Here is an 18,261-nt window from a genome sequence, read left to right on the forward strand (position 1 = left end):
GCCCTGTGCGGGGTCCCCCACCCCTGGGGCCGCCGGGTCGTGCCCTCCCCCGGCGTACGGGTCGTTTCTTCACGGGGCGGCCGGGAAAACCACAGTGCCATGGGTGACGAAGGTGACAAGCGGGAGCACGTGCCGGACGACGTCTGCCCGCCGTGGGTGCTGCGGGAGTACGCGGTCCTCGCCGACGGCGAACGCGGCGCCGTGGTGGATCCGGAGGGGCGGATCGTCTGGCTGTGCGCTCCCCGCTGGCACAGCGACGCGGTGTTCGCCTCCCTCATCGGGGGCAGTGGGTATTTCGGCGTCGAGCCGGAGGACCGCTGGCACGTGTGGGGCGGCTACTACGAGGACGGCACGCTGATCCGGGTCAGCCGCTGGGTGACCGCCGACGCCGTGGTCGAGTGCCGTGACGCCCTGGCGATGCCGGCCTCGGTGGACCGCCTCGTGCTGCTGCGCCGTATGCGCGTCGAGCGGGGGCAGGCACGCCTGCGGCTCAGCCTCGACCCGCGGCCCGGCTTCGGCGCGGGCCGGGTGCGCGATCCCCGTCTCGCGGCAGACGTGTGGACCGCGGACGCGGACGGGCTGCGGCTGCGGCTCGTCGGGGCGCAGGAGGCGGCGTGGCACCCCGGGTCCGGGCTGCGCGGTGAGTTCCGGCTCAGCAAGGGGGAGCGGCACGACCTCGCCCTGGAGCTGTCGACGGGAGAGAGCACGGCCCGGCTGGACCCGGATGAGCTGTGGGCGCGCACCGAGGACGCCTGGCGGCGGGCCGTGCCCGACTGCTCCGGTCTGGCCGCACCGCGCGACGCCCGCCACGCCTACGCCGTGCTGCGCGGGCTGACGAGTTCCTCCGGCGGCATGGTCGCGGCGGCCACCACCTCGTTGCCGGAACGCGCCAACACGGGCCGCAACTACGACTACCGGTACGCCTGGGTTCGTGACCAGAGCTACGCGGGCCTCGCCGTCGCCGCACACGGTCCGCACGATCTGCTCGACGCCGCCGTGGGCTTCACGGCCGAACGGGTGCTCGCCGACGGTGACGGCCTGCATCCCGCGTATGCCGTCGACGGCGGCCCGGTGCCGAAGGAACGCCGGCTTCCGTTTCCCGGGTATCCGGGGGGAAATGACCGCATCGGGAACCGGGCGGCCGCCCAGTTCCAGCTCGACGCGTTCGGGGAGGCGCTCCAGCTGTTCGCCGCCGCCGCTCGCCACGACCGGCTCACACCGGAGGCCGAGCAGGCGGTCGCGGTGACGGTCGGCGCGGTGGAGCGGAACTGGCGTCGGCCCGACGCGGGGCTGTGGGAACTGGAAGACCGGTGGTGGACCCAGTCCCGGCTGAGTGTGGTCTGCGGGCTGCGGCGGATCGCCGAGGTGGTGCGGGGGCGCACGGCGGAGCGGTGCGCCGGCCTTGCCGACGCCGTCTTCACCGAGGCGCGGCGCCGCTGTCTGCGTACCGACGGCCGCTGGCGCCGGGCCGCCGACGACGACGGGCCGGAGGCCGCCCTGCTGATGCCGCTGGCCCGGGGCTGTCCTTCCGCCGACGATCCGAGCAGCCCGGTCACCCGCCGCTACATCGAGGAAGAGCTGGCCGAGGACGGCTACCTCTATCGCTTCGTCCACCCGGGAATCCCCCTGGGCGAGGCCGAGGGGGCCTTCCTGTTCTGCGGATTCACCATGGCGCTGGCCACCGATCACCTCGGCGACCGCACCGGCGCGCTCCGCTGGTTCGAACGGACCCGGGCGGCGTGCGGGCCGTCCGGGTTGTTCGCGGAGGAGTACGACGTGCGTCAGCGCCAGCTGCGCGGCAATCTTCCCCAGGCGTTCGTCCACGCTCTCCTGCTGGAGTGCGCGGTCCGCCTGAGCGACGCGTCGCCGCAGGCGCGCTGAGACAGCCGGGGCGGGGGCCGCAGGCCCACGGCGAGCGCCGTGCCGGCCGCGCCCACGACGCCCGCTCCGAGCGCGGGCGGACGCCGGTGGCGGGCGGGGCGCTCGCGGTGCCCAGGGCGGAAGCCGGTCCCCGTGGGCGCGTCCGGCTCGTGACGCGCGCGGAGCGGTCAGCGCCCGGACGCCGTGGGACGGCCGGTGACCGGTGCAGCCGCTGCACGGCCTCCCGCTGCCCGGGTTCAGGCAGGCTGATCACCAGTTCGGCCGGTCCACCAGGTTTGCTCCGGTGTGCCCCTGCCTCCGTGCCGTGACCGTGGAGCTCCCACTCCTCGGCGTGAGCCGAAGGGATCACGGACGGTCGTCCAAGGCCCTGTCCCACCTCTTCGCTGCCGGTCACCTCTCCTGGTGCTGGCTGCGGATCCTGGCGGCCACCTCGTTCTGCTCGGTCTCCCACCAGGGACGTACCCGTTCGGCGGACGGCGCCTCGGCGTGATCCCCAGAAGGCGCCGCGGCGGGGGCGAGTTCCGCGTCGAGCCGGCGGTCGAGCGCCGCGGACCGGGCCCGCTCCGCACGCGCCCACTGGAACAGGAGCGCCAGCAGGAAGGGCAGCGCGACCAGTTCGGCGATGCTCAGCATCGCCCCGCCGCCGATCTGCTGGTCGTGCTCGACGTCCGGGGACCAGCTCGGCGCGTGATGCAGGTACCAGGCGCCTGCGATCAGCGTGCCGTGGGTCATCACCACCACGCCCGGGACCGCGTCGACGATGCCGTCCAGGAACACGAGCCCCGCCCGTACCGGGTGGGTGCACCAGGCGGGCAGCGCCTCCTCGTGGGTCAGCACCGGTACGACGAACAGACACCCGGCCACGAGCAGGTGCAGGTACATCAGCTCGTGCAGCCAGCCCACGCGCAGGGCGGTCTGGAAGTACGGCGTGAAGTACACCACCAGCTCGGTGCCGAGCACGAGGGCCGTGCTGACCAGGGGGAACGTCAGCACGCGCACCAGGCGGCCCGTGATGGCCCGGCGCACTCGCCCGGCGGCGCCCTCCGGCAGGGCCTCCACGGCGAGCCGCAGCGGATCACCGAGGGCCAGGCCGAGGGGGGCGACGAGGTCGAGGAGGATGTTCTGCACGGCGGCCGGCCAGAAGAGCACGTGGTCGTAGACGGCCAGGGCGGACATCGTGGCCACCACCAGCGCGCCCAGGCCGAGCAGCGCGAACGCGACGGCACGGACGGGCGGCCAGGCCTCGCCCCGCTCGCGCAGCCGCGCGACGCCCCAGCCGTAGAGCGTGCCCAGCGCGACGACGAGCAGCAGCGCGGGGACGTCCAGCTGCCATGTGGACAGCAGACGCCCTGTGGTCAGCTCCGGTAGCTGGCCGGCCGACAGTTCGGTCATCGCGTGACCAACCATGTGGTTCGTCCTCCTTCGACTCGACGCGGAAGAACCGGCTCGGATCCACGACGGGACGACGCTAGTCCCCCGCGCCTCGACGACGGGCATCGGGGTACTGCACGACGGCGCCGGGCCCGTGCCCGGCACGGGGCGAGGCACGGTGCCGGGCAGGGGACAGCCCCCGCCGGCGAGACGCCGTCCGGGGCTGCAGCCGTCCACGTGTGGCAGGGGAACCCGCTCGGGAGCGGCGGCGGCCGCCCCTGCGGCCGGCCGGCGGCAGGGTGTCCGGGGGCGTGCCGCGGGCCGCCGGCCGAGGGTCAGCGGTGGAGGCCGTGCAGGTGGTCGCCGTGGTGGTGGCCGGTGTCCTCGTGGTGGCGGGAGCCGGCGCGGTGCCGGCCGATGCTCTCCTGGTGGCGGTGATCGGTGTGGTACCGGCGGGCCCCCTCACGGCGTCCGCTGTCCTCGGCACGGTGACCACGGCCCCAGGAGACGGCGTCGACGATGTGGCCTCCGGCGTCGCGCAGGGTCGCCGTGTCGGCGTTGACGTCCCACACGCGCATGCGGCGGTCCTGATAGAGGTCGGTCCGGGTGTCCCGTCCGGCGCCCGTGTGCACGCGGACGGTGGCCCGGCCGGCGAGCCGGACGTGGTGGAAGGTGTAGGTGTGGCCGTCCCGGTCCGACAGCGTCCACCTGTCCAGGTCCACGGCCCGGCGGGTGTTGTTCGTGACGTCCACCCACTGCTTGTTCAGCGAGCGGCCGGCACGGTCCCCCCGGCCCTGCCAGGCGTGCCGCACGCCGCTGATGACCACCACTCCGCGGTCCGTACGGCCGGGCTGGTGACCGGCGGCCGCAGCCGGGAGCGCCGCGGCACCCATCAGGGCGGCGGCCACGGCAGCGACCGCGGTCATGCGGCGGACGGAAGAAGAAGCGGACACGAGGTCTCCTTCGCGAGGATGCGCGTCGGCGGCCGGTCGGCCGCACAGCCACACCCTGCAACCTGCGCCCCGTTCTGCCCGGGAAGCGCGCATGGCTTTACGTATTCAGCAGAAATCCATGACTCTCGCCTGTAGTGACGGTTTACGTCCTTGATGCGGCGGTTTGCTGATGTATCAGCCGCACGTGCCTGGTTGACGGGAGGGGACCGCCGGGGTCAGCGCACGGGCAGGGCCCGGGTGTGTTCGGTGCGCACGGCGGCCAGATCCCGGGCGTCAAGGCCCAGCAGACGCAGGATCGTCGGTGCGATCTGCGTGGTGCGCACCGGGCCGTCGACACGTACACCGCGCGGGGTTGCGGCTCCGGCGACGACCAGCGGGACGTCGAGGTCGTCGGCGTGGGCGCCGCCATGTTCGGCGATCTTGCTCGTGCCGCCGGTGTAGACGACACCGTACTGGGTGACGCCGACCAGGTCGGGCACGCGGGAGTCGCCGGGCCGGGCGTGGAAGTAGCGGGCGGCGCCCGCGCCCGCGTAGAGGTCCTTCAGGCCGCTCGCGGTGAAGGGCCTGCCCCTGCCGTCGATGTCGTTGCCCGTGCCGGACCGGGCGAGCAGGTAGGCCTTGGCGAAGGCGGTGGCGGACGCGGAACGGTCGGTGAGCCACAGGAGCATGGCGTCGTCGTCCACGGCGTGGGCGACAAGGTCGCCGGCGCCCGGGTGGGCGGCCTTCCAGGCGGCGTTGAGGCCGTCGAGCAGCGGGCCGTCGTCGATGCGGGTCAGCGCCTCGGGGTCGACGGGTGACTGTCCGTGCTTGGAGGACAGGATGACCGTGGTGCTGTCGGCCAGGTGCCGCTTGCCCAGTTCGGTGAGGAAGGCGTCGATCTGCCGGTCGACGAAGTCGAGGTTCTTCACCACGAGCGGCCCGGGCACGCCCTTCGCCCGGTAACCGCCCGTGAGGCCATCGGAGCTGGGCAGCTTCTGGGCGGTGGAGACGGACTGGAAGTTCATGCCGAAGACAGCGGGCGTCCCCACCTTGCGGGTACGGCCGTGGTCGTAGCCGTCGATCTCGTTGAGGACGGCCTCCACCTTGTAGCCGTCGTACTGCTGGGTCGCGGCGTTGTCCTTCGTCCAGTCCCCGGCGTCGTAGCCGAGGGCCTTGCTGTTGATCTCGGGTGTGAACAGGTCCTGGATGCCCTGTCCCGAGGGGCCGTTGAGGATGTCGTAGGCGGCGTGCTTGTCGGACCAGGCGGTGCGCAGGCCGGCGGCGCGGGCCACCTCGAAGACGGTGTTCACGCGCAAGTACGCGTGGGGGTAGACGGGTCTGCAGGTCTTCGGGTCGACCGGCAGCTTCGACGGGTCGAGGAGCCGGGCGGGGTCCCCGGTCATCTGCAGGATGCTTCCGGGCAGTCCGCTCAGTCCCTGGCCGGCGTCGAGGGAGTCCGGGTTCTTGTCCAGGTCCTCGGTGAGGTCGACCTCGGCACCGGGCCGGGCTCCGGCGCACCGGGTCGTACCGGCCGGCAGGAGGGCGGAGCTGTAGGTGTCGTCGTAGTAGACGCCTGTGGTGCCCGGATCGCCGCCCGTGACCTGGGCGATCATGCCCGGGAAGGAGTCGGAGGGGTTGGTGGTCGCCGCGTGGGTGTACTCCACTCCGCCGGTGGTGAGCCGGGCGAGCGCCGAGTGGGGGTGACGGGCGATGTACCAGGCGAGGTCGGACTGGTGCAGACCGTCGACGGAGAGCAGCAGGACATGCCGGGCAGCCTGGTGCGGGTGGGCGGGGGCGTGCGCCGCGGCGGGCGCTGCCGCGGCGGTGAGCGCGCCGGCCGCGGCCAGCGCGGCCGCGGCCGCCGTGAGGGAACGTGCGGGGTGGGCCGGACGTCGGGACATGGCTTCTCCTCGGACTGTGTGGAGCCGGTGGGAGCGTGCGGGTCGTGCACCGACATCCGAGAGGCAGAACATGTACACCGACGGACGGTCGTACCGTGTGCAGCCCAAGAAACGCATCGGTCTGTGCAAAGCCCTCCGGTCTCCGGCGGCGGCTCGGCAGCCGGCATCACGCGACGGCGGGATCCCCGGTCACCCGCCGCCGGTGGGCAGTTGCAGTGGTTACGGTCGGTCTTCTTCCTGGGGGACGGCCTCGTAGCGTCGCACGCGCCTCACGGACCCATGACCCGGGCACTCGCATCCGCTCCGGTACCGAGACCCCGGGCAGGTGCAGGCCGTTGCGCAGGACCACTCTGCCGGCCCCAGCGGGGCCGGCGTCGCCGCCGGCATCCGATTTCCGCGGCGGGACGGCACGTTCCGGGTTGCCGGCTGCAGTGCAGAAGTCGCTGTTCACCAGCCGGTGACACGCTCCCAGAACGTCTCGATCGCCGGTGCCGGCGGGTAGGTCGCGCGGGTGCCGTCGACGACGTGGTAGCCGCCGTGCTGGGCGGCGGTGGCGCAGGCGTGGTTGGGCAGGATGCGCAGGCGGGTGCCCACCGGCAGGTCGGGCAGTGCGGCGCCGTCGCGGGCCGTGAGCGTGCCGTGCTCCTGGCTCGCGGCCGTCATGACCAGCCCGGGGACGAGGTTCCCGGCGAGGTCGGCGGCCAGGCCGTAGCCCTGGTCCTGTGCCTGTGCGGCGGTCCCGCGGTCGCGCGACATGGCCATCCAGCCGCCGTCGGTGATGATCCACCCGTACTCGGGGCGGTGACCGATGACGGTCACGACCACCGACAGGGCGATGTCCTCCACCCGGCACACGCCGAGCCCGGCCATCATGAGATCGAAGAACACGTAGTTCCCCGCGCGCAGTTCGGTGACGCCGGTGAGGTCCTCGGCGGCGTGCGCGGTGGGGGTGGAGCCGACACTGACGACGTTCACGGGCAGGCCGGCCGCCCTCAGCCGTTCTGCGGCGGCGACCGCGGTGTCCCGTTCGTGCTGCGCCGCCGAGCGCTGTTCCTCGGCGGTGTACGCGAAGTAGGACTCTCCCGCATGGGTCAGGACCCCGTCCAGGCAACCCGCGCCGTGCAGGATGCGGCCGATATCGAGCAGTGCGGGGTCCTCGGGGCCGACTCCGCCGCGGTGGCCGTCGCAGTCGGTCTCGATCTGGGTGGGTAGCGGGATGCCCGCCCGGCGGGACGCCTCGGCCACGAACGACGCCTGTTCGACGCTGTCCAGCAGGAGGCGCAGGGTGACACCGCGGCGCGAGAGCGCGATGACGCGAGGGAGTTTGTGGGGGTCGATGCCGACGGCGTACGTGATGTCGGTGTAGCCGCCGTCGGCGAACGCCTCGGCCTCCGCCAGGGTGGACACGGTGACGGGGCAGGGTGTGCCGGGGTGCAGGAGGGCGGCGGCGTCGAGGCTCTTGGCCGTCTTGACGTGCGGACGCAGGGGGACGGCGAGACGGGCCGCCCTGGCCCTCAGGCGTTCGATGTTGCGCCGCATCGGGTGGACGTCGACGACGGCGAACGGGGTGTCCGGGTCCGCCAGCGTCCGTGCCGTGGCCGAGGAGGCGATGCGCGCGCCGTCGCCGGTGTTCACAGGGGAATTCACGGAGGGGTTCACGGGGAGGTGTCCCATTTCTTCGAAGGCGGGGTCCAGGTCGACGGGGGCCTTGCGGACCTCTCCTGAGGCGAGCGGCGACTCATCAACCGCCGTGTCACTTGGCGTAGTTGTAGACGGTCGCCCGGGACACGCCCAGCAGGTCCGCGATGGTCTGTGCGGCATCGCGCGAGTCGAAGTAGCCGTCCCGCTGCAACTGCCGTACGAGCGCCTTCTTGTCGTCCCGGCTCAGCGACCGGGGCGTCGCGGCGCGCTCCGCCGCATGTGCCTCCACCGTCTGGCGCAGCTCGCGCGCGTAGCGGTCCCGCAGGGTTTCCAGGGGCTGCTCTCGGTACTCGGTGTCCGTCGCCACGAGGTTGGACAGAGCGAGCGTCACCGGTGACAGGACGGACACGTCCAGGTTCAGGCAGAGAGCCGCGATGTACTCCCCCGCAAGGTTCTTGATGCCGATGGACGTGCTCTTCGCCGGGCGGCCGTCGGGGAACCGGTTGGGGTAGTTCTGGATGACGCTGGGGTAGTCGGGATCCTCGATGCGCGCCAGGCCCAACTCGGTGGCGGAGTCACCGACCTGGCGGCCGGAGAGGTTGTTCTCGATCGCCCGGATGGCGTGGTCCGGGTTCCGCAGGTCGTGCAGCACCACCTCGCACAGTCCCGGGAACATGCGGCCCAGCGCCACGGCGATCTTCTCCGCCTCACGGATGAGGTGCTCGTCGGCCGCGCCGGAGCATGCGGCGACGGCCTCCCTGCCGTCGTGTTCGGTCTTGACCGGACCGTCTGCCGCGTCACCCACGGGATCCCCTCGAGAGAATCTTTGGACCCATCATCTTTAGATCAATCGTCCATCTCTGGATGAGGAGTCTAGTGAAGCGCTCGGGTTTGTCCAAGCGGTGATCTGGTCCCCCCCTGGGTCCGCCCTCACGGTCACGGTGGGGCGGGCGGGCGGCCGTATGCGTCCGCCAGCGCGCTGACCGCCTGTGCCATCAGTGCCCGCAACCCGGCGGGCGCCACGACCTCCGCCTCCGCGCCGAGGCGCAGCAGCATGCCGACGGTGTGCTCGGCGGACTCGATGGGGATGACGGCCCTCCGTCGCCTGACCGTCTGGCAGGGGACGGCGCTGTACGTCGGCGCGGTCCTCGGCACCGGTGTGATCGCCCTGCCCGCCCTGGCCACCCGGGCGGCCGGACCGGCCTCACTGCTGGCCTGGCTCGGGCTGGTCTTGTTGTCGGTGCCGCTCGCCACTACGTTCGCGGCGCTCGGCGCCCGCTTCCCGGACGGCGGAGGTGTCTCCACCTACGTCCGGCATGCCTTCGGCGCACGGGCGGCCGCGGTGGTCGGCTGGTGTTTCTACTTCGCCGTACCCACGGGTGCTCCGGCTGCCGGCATGTTCGCCGGAGCGTACGTCGCGGCCGCGTTCGGCGGCGGCCGGCGCACGGTGGTGGTCACGGCGGTGGTGTTGCTGCTCCTCGTCACGGCGGCCAACTGGTTGGGCCTGACGGTCTCCGGCCGTCTGCAACTCGCGCTCGCCGGGCTGCTCGTCGTGCTGCTGACCGCGGTCGCGGCCGCGTTGCCCCAGGCCCGCCTGCGCAACCTGCATCCGTTCGCCCCGCACGGCTGGTCCGCGGCCGGCTCGGCCGCAGCCCTGCTGGTGTGGAGCTTCGCGGGCTGGGAGGCCATCACCCATCTCGCCGCCGACTTCCGCCGCCCGGCGCGCGACCTGCCCCGTGCCGCCACCCTGGCCGTGGCCGTCGTCGGCGCCCTGTACCTCGCCGTGGCCGCCATCAGTGTTCTCGTCCTCGGACCGGCCGCCGGCACCTCCGACGCGCCGCCGGCCGAACTGCTCGCCCTGGGCGTCGGCGGTACGGTCCACGTGCTGGCCGCGGCCGCCGCATCGCTCCTCACCCCCGGCACGATGAACGCCTACTTCGCCGGCGCGGCCAGACTGGGCGCCGCGCTCGGCCGGGACGGAGCCCTGCCCGGCCCGCTGGCCCGGGGCGGCGGCGTCGGCGAGGTCCCGCGCCGCAGCCTGGCGGTCGTGTCCGGGCTGTCGGGCCTCGCGCTGGCCGCCACGGCGGTCGCCGGCGTCGGCCCACGGCCGCTCCTGCTGCTCACCACGGGGTCGTTCGTGACCGTGTACACGCCTGGGTACGGCCGCCGCCCTGCGGCTCCTGCCCCGGGGCGGCCTGGCCCACCGCTGCGCGCTGCTCGCCCTCGTCGCGGTCACCGCACTCCTCGTCATGACGGGCCGCTACCTCCTGTGGCCGCTGATCCTCACGGCCACCGCCCTGTGCTCTCTGCGACGGCACCGAGCGGCAGGATCGGCCGTGACGTGAACGAGCACAGGAATCGGCCGCCGTGCTCCTCGCCGGTCCCGCGGGCCGGGACATGCGCGGCCGGCGGCCCGCCCCGCTCCCGGGCGGGCCGCCGGCGTCCGACGGTGCCGGATTACAGCGCGCGCTCCAGGCGGTCCGCCATCAGTTTGACGAAACGGGCCGGGTCCTTCGGCCGGCCGCCCTCGCCGAGCACCGCCAGGCCGTGCAGGAGCTCGGCGGTCTCGGTGAGCTCCGCGCGGTCCTCGCGCTCCTTGTACGCCTGGTTGAGGCCCTTCACCAGCTGGTGGTCCGGGTTGAGCTCCAGGATCCGCTTGGCGCGGGGCACCTCCTGGCCCATCGCGCGGTACATGTTCTCCAGCGCCGGGGTCAGGTCGTTCGCATCGGAGACGACGCAGGCCGGGGAGACGGTGAGACGGGAGGACAGGCGGACTTCCTTGATGTCCTCGTCCAGCTGCTCCTTCATCCAGCCGAGCAGACCGGCGTAGTCCTCGGTCCGCTGCTCCCGATCGGCGTCGGGGGTGGCGTCGTCCTGGGCGTCGAGGTCGATGCGCCCCTTGGCGACGGAGCGCAGCTTCCTGCCCTCGTACTCGCCGACGGCGTCGGCCCACACCTCGTCGACGGGGTCGGTGAGCAGGAGCACCTCGATGCCCCGTTCCCGGAAGGCCTCCATGTGCGGGGAGTTCTCGATGCTCTGCCGGGACTCGCCGGTGAGGTAGTAGATGTCCTCCTGCCCGTCCTTCATCCGCTCCACGTAGCTCTTGAGCGTGATGGGCTCGGTGTCATGGTGGGTGCTCGCGAACGACGCGAGCGCGAGGAGGGCGTCGCGGTTCTCCGTGTCGGTGACCAGGCCCTCCTTCAGGACGGTGCCGAACTCCCGCCAGAACGTGGCGTATCGGTCCTGGTCCTTGGCCATCATGTCCTTGACCGTGGAGAGGACCTTCTTCGTCAGTCGTCGCCGCATCATCTCGATGTGGCGGTCCTGCTGGAGGATCTCGCGGGACACGTTGAGGGAGAGGTCGGCCGCGTCGACGACGCCCTTGACGAAGCGGAGGTACGGCGGCAGCAGCGCCTCGCAGTCGTCCATGATGAACACGCGCCTGACGTACAGCTGCACACCGCGTTTGAAGTCCCGCGTGAACATGTCGTAGGGAGCGTGCGCGGGCAGGAACAGCAGGGCCTGGAACTCGAAGGTGCCCTCCGCCTGGAGCCGGATCGTCTCCAGCGGGTCGCGCCAGTCGTGGCCGATGTGCTTGTACAGCTCGTGGTACTCGTCGTCGGACACCTCGTCGCGCGAGCGCGCCCAGAGGGCCTTCATCGAGTTCAGTGTCTCGGGTTCGCGCGACTCGTCATCCTCGCCCCGCTCCGGGACCATCCGGATGGGCCAGGTGATGAAGTCCGAGTAGCGCTTGACGATCTCCCTGACCTTCCACGGGGAGGTGTAGTCGTGGAGCTGGTTCTCCGGGTCGGCGGGCTTGAGGTGCAGGGTGACACAGGTGCCCTGCGGAGCGTCGTCGACCGGCTCGAGGGTGTAGGTGTCCTCGCCGCGCGAGGTCCAGCGGGTGCCCTGGCTCTCGCCGGCGCGCCGGGTCACCAGGGTGACCTCGTCCGCCACCATGAAGCCCGAGTAGAACCCCACGCCGAACTGGCCGATGAGCCCCTCCGCCCCGGCCGCGTCCTTGGCCTCGCGCAGTTCCTGGAGGAACTTGGCGGTCCCCGAGTTGGCGATGGTGCCGATGAGCTGCCCGACCTCGTCGTGCGACATCCCGATGCCGTTGTCGCGCACGCTGAGGGTGCGGGCGTCCTTGTCGATGTCGATCTCGATGTGCAGATCGGACACGTCGGCGTCCAGCGAGTCGTCCCGCAGCTTCTCGAGACGCAGCTTGTCCAGCGCGTCCGAAGCGTTGGAGACGAGCTCCCGCAAGAAGACGTCCTTGTTCGAGTAGACCGAGTGGATCATCAGCTGCAGCAGCTGACGGGCCTCTACCTGAAACTCGAGCGTTTCAGTCGGCATGGTCGCGCATACCTCACAGGTGTTATCGCCGGAACTGGTGCCAGCCACTGTAAAACACCACGTCAGGCGCTGGCTCAAGACCAGCTCCGGCTGGCCGGATCCAGCCCCTTTCCGGGCGATCCGTCCGGGACGCAAGCGAACGGACAGCGATACGGCGTCCGATTACCCGGCAGGTCATCGACGGCCCCGGGCCGCTGGGGCAGGATCGTTCACGTCACAGCAGCCGAGCAGCCGGAAGGAAAGACACCATGCCCGCCTACGCGATCGCTCACCTGCAGGAAGCCGCTCCGCACCCGGAGATCGCCGAGTACATCGCGCGCATCACCGCCACCTTCGAGCCCTACGGCGGCCGATTCCTCGTGCACGGCGATCCGCACGAGGTGAAGGAGGGCGCATGGCCCGGGCACGTCGTCGTGATCGGCTTCCCGTCGTTCGACCAGGCACGCGCCTGGTGGGACTCGGACGCGTACCAAGCCATCGCGCCCTTGCGCTCGCGGCACATCGAGGGGGACATCATCCTGGTCCCGGGCGTGAGCGAGGACTACGACGCCTCCGTCACGGCCCGCACGATGCTGGAGGCTTCCCGCGCCTCCGGCTGAAAACCGTCCGCCACATCAGCTCCGTCGGGCACGCTCGGCCTACGGGGCGTCACCCGGCCGCCTCTCCGGTGCTGTTCGCCGTCGGCGGCCGGGGGGACGCTCACCGGGTGCGCGGAAGTGTCCGTTCGTACACGGGTCCTCCGGGCGCGTACCAGCCCGCCTTCTTCCGCACCGCGGGGCTCGGGTCGCCGGTGCGGGACTCCTGCAGGGCAGCGGCGGCGCGCGCATGGGTACGGGCGAACTTGCCGACGAGTTCGGCAGCCATGGCCCGGACGTGCGGGTCGGGGTCGCAGGACAGGTGGCGCAGCGCGGGTTCGAGGACCTGGTCCGCGCCCGGAGCGCAGGTGCCGCCCTTGCATCGGTCGCAGGCCAGGGCATGGAAGGCGGCGATCCTGACACGGGCGTCGGGATCGCCGGCCATGGCGACGAGTTCGCCCATCGAGTCCGTGTCGACCAGGTGGTCGAGAAGGCGGCAGCACGCCTCCCTTACGGCCGGATCCCCGTCCCGGAGGCCGGCACGGACGGCGCTCGTCGCACGCTCCTCTCGCCGCAGCAGTTCGCGGAACGCGGCGGTGCTGCGTTGCGGGTCACCCAGGCAGGAGACGAGGGCTTCGTTGTCGGTCCTGGCGAATCCCAGCATGGGCCCAGTATGGAACCGCTGGACCCGCCGGGCAAAGAGATTTCCGCTCCCATGAGGACGGCACTGGTCAGGGGCCGCTCGCCCCGGTCACAGGGCGCCCAGCTGCCGCATCTGGGAGAGGACGTCGACGACGCCCCAGATCTCAGCGATCCGTCCGGCCTCGAAGCGCAGGACGAAGATCTCGCCGTAGGTGACGGACCTGCCGGTGGGTGGCACACCCTGGAACTCACCCCGGTGGGTCCCGGTCACCGTGTTCCTGGCCACGACCTTGTCCCCCTCGGCGATCACGTCCTCGGTCGCGACGTGGATGTCGGGAAATGCGCGCAGCAGCACAGCCCACACGTGCTTGAGCGCCCGTACCCCTGTCATATCCGTCGGCACCGGTGCGTGGAACAGCGCGTCCGGTGCCACCAGCTCGTCGACCATCTTCGAGATGATCTCCAGATCGCCGGTGTTCACGGCGCCATGGAAGCGGGCGAGCGTCGCCTTGTTACGCGTTGCCTCATCCGTCGGCATACGACTTCTCCTCGAGTCGGTGGCGATGTGCACACACATCTGACGAGACGGATCGCCGTCATGTGACACGGCGTCCGAGCTCTGTGTGCTCGGTGTCGGCGCTGCCCGTCACGCCGGACGGCGGCGTGGGCAACGGCCACGAAGGGCTTCGTACGCGTCGCCTCTGTCGATGTCCGCTGATCCGGGCCGACTCCGTCTGCGGTGACGGACGAATAACTCCGTTGAGGCTCCTGGAGGCGGAGCCATAAGGTCGGCGCATGTCTCTGCGTCTTCAGATGCGCCAAGCCCTCCGGGAAGCGATGCGTGCCCGGGACAGGACGGCGGTCGGTGTCCTGCGTTCCACGCTCGCCGCGGTGGACAACGCCGAGGCGGTGCCGGTGAGTTCCGCGCAACTGCGCGGCTCGGCTCTCGAGCAGGTGCCGATCGGTGTCGGCGCCACCGAGGCTGCCCGGCGGGAGCTGAGCGAACAGCACATCGCCGACCTCGTGCGTGCCGAGGCCGGCGAACGGCTCGCGGTTGCAGCGCAGTTCACGGCGCCGGAGCAGGCCGACCGGGCATCGCGGCTGCGTGAGGAGGCCGCCGTGCTGCTCCGGCTGCTCGACGGTCCCGGCATCGCCTAGTGCAGCGCCGCGTTGATCCTGCGGGGGTTCATGCGGCTTTGAGTGGGCTGCCGTCGTAGGTCCAGCGGTAGGGATCGGCGTCGTGTTCGTCGCAGGCCAAGTCGCAGGCAAAGACGAAGGTGGCGCTCGACGATGCCGGCGAGGGGAGCTCCGCGCCGCACGACATAGTCCCGGCGGATGACTCCGGTACCTCGCGGGGGCTACGAACGACACCAGAATGTTTACATCTATCGGCTGACTCGCTACGGAGCTGCGGAACCTAGCGTCGATCCCATGAAACGCAATCGCCGTATCAGCGCTGTCGCGGTGCTGGCGCTCGCCGCCCTCGTCACCGGAACCGGCGCCGGGTTCGCCGCCACGACCACGCCGTCGGCCACACCGGTGGCCACGCACGCGTTCGACACCGCACCGGCCACGGCTACCGCGCCCACGCGGTCCTTCCAAGGCACGCTCCCCGTGCCGACCGGCCCCTACGCCGCCGGCGAGGACGTCATCCACCTCACCGACGCGAGCCGTCCCGACCCGTGGGTGCCGTCATCCGGCCCCCGCCAACTGACCGTCACGATGGTCTACCCGGCCGTCCCCGGGACCGGGACTCCGGCCCCTTACATGACCCTGGCCGAGGCAGCCGGATCCATCCAGTTCCGGGGGGTGCCGGCGAGCTCCGGCGTCACCCCACAGAACCTTTCCAGCGTCACCACTCACGCCTTCGACGGCGCGCGGCCGCAGAGCGGCAAGTATCCGCTGGTGGTCCTCTCACCCGGGTTCGAGGACCCGCGCATGGTGCTCACCTCGCTCGCGACCGACCTGGCCAGTCACGGCTACGTCGTCGCGCTCGTCGGCCACACCTACGAGGACAGCGGCGAGACGCTGGCGAACGGCCAGACGCCGCCGTGCGCGATCTGCCATGACCCGGCGCTCGACTTCGACTCCGTCGCCGCCAGCCGCGCGCTGGACGTGTCCTTCGTGATCGACCAGTTGACGCATGGCAATACCGCGTGGCGCCTGGCACACCACATCGACAAGCACGAGATCGGCATGGCCGGACACTCCATCGGCGGAGCGGCGGCCGCCGCCACGATGATCGCCGACCCGCGAGTACGGGCCGGAGTGAACATGGACGGCGCCTTCCACCCGGCCCCGATGCCCGGCCAGATCAGCCGGCCGTTCCTCATGCTGGGTGCGGCCGCCAACCACCCGGTCGGCGGCCACGACACCTCGTGGGGGCAGGCCTGGGCCGCCCTCGGCGGCTACAAGAAGTGGCTGACGGTCGCCGGCGCCGACCACACCAGCTTCACCGACCTGGACCTGCTTCTGGAGGAGGCCGGGTTCCCGACGCCGCCCCTCTCCCCGGAACGCGGGGTGGTGATCACCCGCGAGTACGTGACAGCGTTCTTCGACCAGACGCTGAAGGGGATCCACAGTCCGCTGCTGGACGGCCCCTCGCCGAACAATCCGGAAGTACTCTTCCAGTACTAGGTGCAGCGCCGCGTTGATCCTTCGGGGTTCATGCGGCTTTGAGTGGGATGTTGAAGCGGGGACAGGTGGCCAGCCAGGCCTTCGTCTTCTTCGCGACGTGGGCTGAGCCGTTGTCTACGCCCGGTGCCCTGAGGGCCGGGACGGCCTCGTCGAACAGCGGCAGCGCGTGGTCCTTCAGGTCCACGATGTCGAATTCCGCCGCGTCACCCGCGTGTTCGGCGGCCAGGCTCCGTACCCAGCGGGCCACCTTGTCGCCGTTGCGGCCGGGGCGGGTGCTGCCGATGATGATGCCGATCCTGGTCACGTCAGTTCTCCTGGTCCGCTTGCTGTACGGGGTCTTGTGCGGTGATCGGGTAGGTCAGTGCCGGTAGGCCCATGGCCCGGCGAGCTTGCTGTGCCTGGCGCAGGAGGGCCCAGGCGTCCGCGACCGAGCTCATGTGCCCGAGCTTGTCGGGGTTGGTGACCGTGCGGATCGCCTGGTTCCGTCCGTCGAGGATGTCGAGGGTCCAGGTGTTGACGACCCTGCCGTCGCCGTCGCGGAAGACCGCGCCCGGCTGGCCGTTGACCTGGCGTGGCTCCATGGCGCCGCCGATGCCGAGGAACGGCAGGAGGAGCGCGTCGTGCATCCGGCACATCTCCTCGACGCCGAAGATTCCCCCCGCCCACTGCGGGGCCTTGCCCCCGCTGTCCACGATCATCCGGACGTCGGCGGCGAGCAGGTCCCGCAGTCCGTCGACGTTGCCCTCCTTCGAGGCGGCGAAGAAGCGCTCGGCGAGTTGCTCCCGTTCCCTGTGGTCGGCCTCGAAGCGGGGCCTGCCCGCGCTCATGTGGCGGCGCGCACGTACGGCGAGCTGACGGCAGGCCGCCTCGGAACGCCCGACGGCCGAGGCGATCTCGGGGAAGCCGAAGGCGAACACCTCACGCAGGACGAAGACCGCCCGTTCGAGCGGGCTGAGCCGCTCCCGCAGGAGCAGCGACGCCATGGAGAGCGAGTCGGCGAGCTGGGCCGAGTGCTCGGGATCCTGGTACGGGTCGGCGAGCAGTGGCTCGGGGAACCACGGTCCGACGTACTCCTCGCGGCGCACGCGGGCCGAGCGCAGTACGTCGATGGAGATCCGGGTGACCGTGGCCGACAGGAATGCCCTGGCCGACTCCGGTCGGGTCGCGGAGAGGTCGTAGCGCAGCCAGGTCTCCTGGACCGCGTCCTCCGCCTCGGTGACGCTGCCCAGGATGCGGTAGGCGATGGAGAACAGCAACGGCCGCAGCCGCTCGAACTCCTCGACGCGGCTCACTCGGCCCCTCCTCGCAGGTGCGGGAGTTCATTGCCGACGTCAGGGAACACACCCATGAGCAACACCTTCCCGGTTCCGGCTCGCCTTTCCGAGATCTTGGACGAGACAGCCCGGCCCCGTGTGATATGGGTGAGCGGAGTTTCGGCCGGAGCCGGCAGCGGTCATCGCTCCTCGGTCCTCGCTCCTCAGAGCAGCGCCGTACCAGGGAACGCAGGCGGACCCGCCCGCCGGCCGCCTCGCGCAGCCGGTCGGGTCATTTCAGGATGTTGACCGCGCGGGCGACCACGAGGACCACGGTCACCAGGGACACCGAGGACTGCAGCAGCATCAGCATCTTCGACCAGCGGGACAGCGGCATGACGTCCGTCGGGCTGAAGGCGGTGGCGTTGGTGAAGGACAGATAGAGGTAGTCCAGGAACGCCGGCTCCCAGTCCGGCGGGGCCAGCTCCGGGCTCTGCATCTGCACGAAGAGGAAGTCGGGGAACTGGTGCCGCCCCTGGATCCGGGCCATCGGGCCGCCCCGGTCCCACTCCCAGTACCACAGGGCGAACACGATGACGTTAGTCGCCCAGATCACGCCACCGGTGAGCAGGAGCGGGACCGCGTCGGTACCCCCTCCGCCGCTCACCAGGTCCCCCACGAGCCGGACAGCGGCCCAGCCGTTGGCCAGGCTGATCACACCGGTCAGGGCCAGGCCCAGGTACCGCAGGAAGCGGGTACGGGGCTCGACCCGCCGGGGATTGGCCGCGATCAGTCCGGCCAGCAGCACCAACTCCAGCGCGGGCAGGGCCCAGACCGTGCGCAGGAGGATGAGCCGGTGCGGCAGGATCAGCTGCAGCGCGACGGCTGCCAGGATCACCGCCGTCACCGTCCAGCGTGGTTCACCACGCGTCGCCCTGCGCCAGGCGGGGACCAGTTCGCGTTCGCCGCTCTCCAGCAGCCGCTCGATCCTGGCCAGCCGGCTCCGGGCGTCATCCGTGTCGTCGTTCATGACGAGGATTGTCCCGGCCGGGGGTGAGAGGCCTGTGAGAGC

15 protein-coding genes and 1 pseudogene are annotated in these 18,261 nt (G+C 71.4%); 5 read left to right on the forward strand and 11 right to left on the reverse strand.

Going from position 1 to position 18,261, the window contains the following annotated elements; translation table 11 throughout:
- The first annotated feature begins 99 nt into the window (after positions 1-99).
- Positions 100-1,881 (forward strand): glycoside hydrolase family 15 protein, encoded by a 1,782-nt coding sequence (locus tag ABZ919_RS13950; RefSeq protein ID WP_361246915.1) that lies wholly within the window; start codon positions 100-102, stop codon positions 1,879-1,881.
- Positions 1,882-2,271: 390 nt separating this feature from the next.
- Here the strand turns inward: ABZ919_RS13950 and ABZ919_RS13955 are convergent, their stop codons facing one another.
- The 5 genes from ABZ919_RS13955 to ABZ919_RS13975 form a co-directional block, all read right to left on the reverse strand.
- A complete protein-coding gene (locus ABZ919_RS13955) occupies positions 2,272-3,288 on the reverse strand; it encodes a cytochrome c oxidase assembly protein (RefSeq protein WP_361246918.1) in 1,017 nt (338 codons plus the stop codon).
- Positions 3,289-3,587: 299 nt separating this feature from the next.
- Positions 3,588-4,205: a lamin tail domain-containing protein gene (locus tag ABZ919_RS13960; protein WP_361246921.1), complete on the reverse strand. Its 618-nt coding sequence runs from the start codon at positions 4,203-4,205 to the stop codon at positions 3,588-3,590.
- Positions 4,206-4,420: 215 nt separating this feature from the next.
- Entirely contained in the window at positions 4,421-6,085 is a 1,665-nt protein-coding gene (locus ABZ919_RS13965) for an alkaline phosphatase family protein (RefSeq protein ID WP_361246924.1), read from the reverse strand.
- 447 nt (positions 6,086-6,532) lie between these two features.
- Positions 6,533-7,759: a DSD1 family PLP-dependent enzyme gene (locus ABZ919_RS13970; RefSeq protein WP_361246927.1), complete on the reverse strand. Its 1,227-nt coding sequence runs from the start codon at positions 7,757-7,759 to the stop codon at positions 6,533-6,535.
- A 79-nt stretch (positions 7,760-7,838) separates the two neighbouring features.
- Positions 7,839-8,441, reverse strand: coding sequence for a PAS domain-containing protein (locus ABZ919_RS13975; protein ID WP_361247113.1), 603 nt, complete (start codon positions 8,439-8,441; stop codon positions 7,839-7,841).
- Between the two features lie 372 nt (positions 8,442-8,813).
- On the opposite strand from ABZ919_RS13975, the pseudogene ABZ919_RS13980 reads away from it, so the two are divergent.
- Positions 8,814-9,743, forward strand: a pseudogene (locus ABZ919_RS13980) (amino acid permease); the annotation flags it as partial.
- 440 nt (positions 9,744-10,183) lie between these two features.
- On the opposite strand, the gene htpG reads toward ABZ919_RS13980, so the two are convergent.
- Positions 10,184-12,082, reverse strand: coding sequence for a molecular chaperone HtpG (gene htpG, locus ABZ919_RS13985; RefSeq protein ID WP_361246930.1), 1,899 nt, complete (start codon positions 12,080-12,082; stop codon positions 10,184-10,186).
- A gap of 248 nt (positions 12,083-12,330) precedes the next feature.
- Here htpG and ABZ919_RS13990 point away from each other — a divergent pair, with 248 nt between their 5' ends.
- Positions 12,331-12,681: a DUF1330 domain-containing protein gene (locus ABZ919_RS13990; protein ID WP_361246933.1), complete on the forward strand. Its 351-nt coding sequence runs from the start codon at positions 12,331-12,333 to the stop codon at positions 12,679-12,681.
- A gap of 100 nt (positions 12,682-12,781) precedes the next feature.
- On the opposite strand, the gene ABZ919_RS13995 is transcribed toward ABZ919_RS13990, so the two are convergent.
- Entirely contained in the window at positions 12,782-13,321 is a 540-nt protein-coding gene (locus ABZ919_RS13995; RefSeq protein ID WP_361246936.1) for a HEAT repeat domain-containing protein, read from the reverse strand.
- A gap of 87 nt (positions 13,322-13,408) precedes the next feature.
- Entirely contained in the window at positions 13,409-13,837 is a 429-nt protein-coding gene (locus ABZ919_RS14000; protein ID WP_361246939.1) for an ester cyclase, read from the reverse strand.
- A 299-nt stretch (positions 13,838-14,136) separates the two neighbouring features.
- Between ABZ919_RS14000 and ABZ919_RS14005 the strand changes: the two genes are divergently transcribed.
- Together ABZ919_RS14005 and ABZ919_RS14010 are read left to right on the forward strand one after the other, a co-directional pair.
- Positions 14,137-14,457 (forward strand): hypothetical protein, encoded by a 321-nt coding sequence (locus ABZ919_RS14005; protein ID WP_361247116.1) that lies wholly within the window; start codon positions 14,137-14,139, stop codon positions 14,455-14,457.
- A gap of 273 nt (positions 14,458-14,730) precedes the next feature.
- Positions 14,731-15,936: an alpha/beta hydrolase gene (locus ABZ919_RS14010; RefSeq protein ID WP_361246942.1), complete on the forward strand. Its 1,206-nt coding sequence runs from the start codon at positions 14,731-14,733 to the stop codon at positions 15,934-15,936.
- Positions 15,937-15,964: 28 nt separating this feature from the next.
- Here ABZ919_RS14010 and ABZ919_RS14015 read toward each other — a convergent pair whose 3' ends face one another.
- The 3 genes from ABZ919_RS14015 to ABZ919_RS14025 form a co-directional block, all read right to left on the reverse strand.
- Positions 15,965-16,240: an NAD(P)H-dependent oxidoreductase gene (locus tag ABZ919_RS14015; RefSeq protein WP_361246945.1), complete on the reverse strand. Its 276-nt coding sequence runs from the start codon at positions 16,238-16,240 to the stop codon at positions 15,965-15,967.
- A gap of 1 nt (position 16,241) precedes the next feature.
- Positions 16,242-17,228: an RNA polymerase sigma-70 factor gene (locus tag ABZ919_RS14020; protein ID WP_361246948.1), complete on the reverse strand. Its 987-nt coding sequence runs from the start codon at positions 17,226-17,228 to the stop codon at positions 16,242-16,244.
- Between the two features lie 253 nt (positions 17,229-17,481).
- Positions 17,482-18,219 carry a hypothetical protein gene (locus ABZ919_RS14025; protein ID WP_361246951.1) on the reverse strand — a complete coding sequence of 246 codons (738 nt, stop codon included), beginning with the start codon at positions 18,217-18,219 and terminating at the stop codon, positions 17,482-17,484.
- Positions 18,220-18,261 lie beyond the last annotated feature (42 nt).

The organism is Streptomyces sp. NPDC046759, assembly GCF_040645475.1.
Classification (GTDB): domain Bacteria; phylum Actinomycetota; class Actinomycetes; order Streptomycetales; family Streptomycetaceae; genus Streptomyces.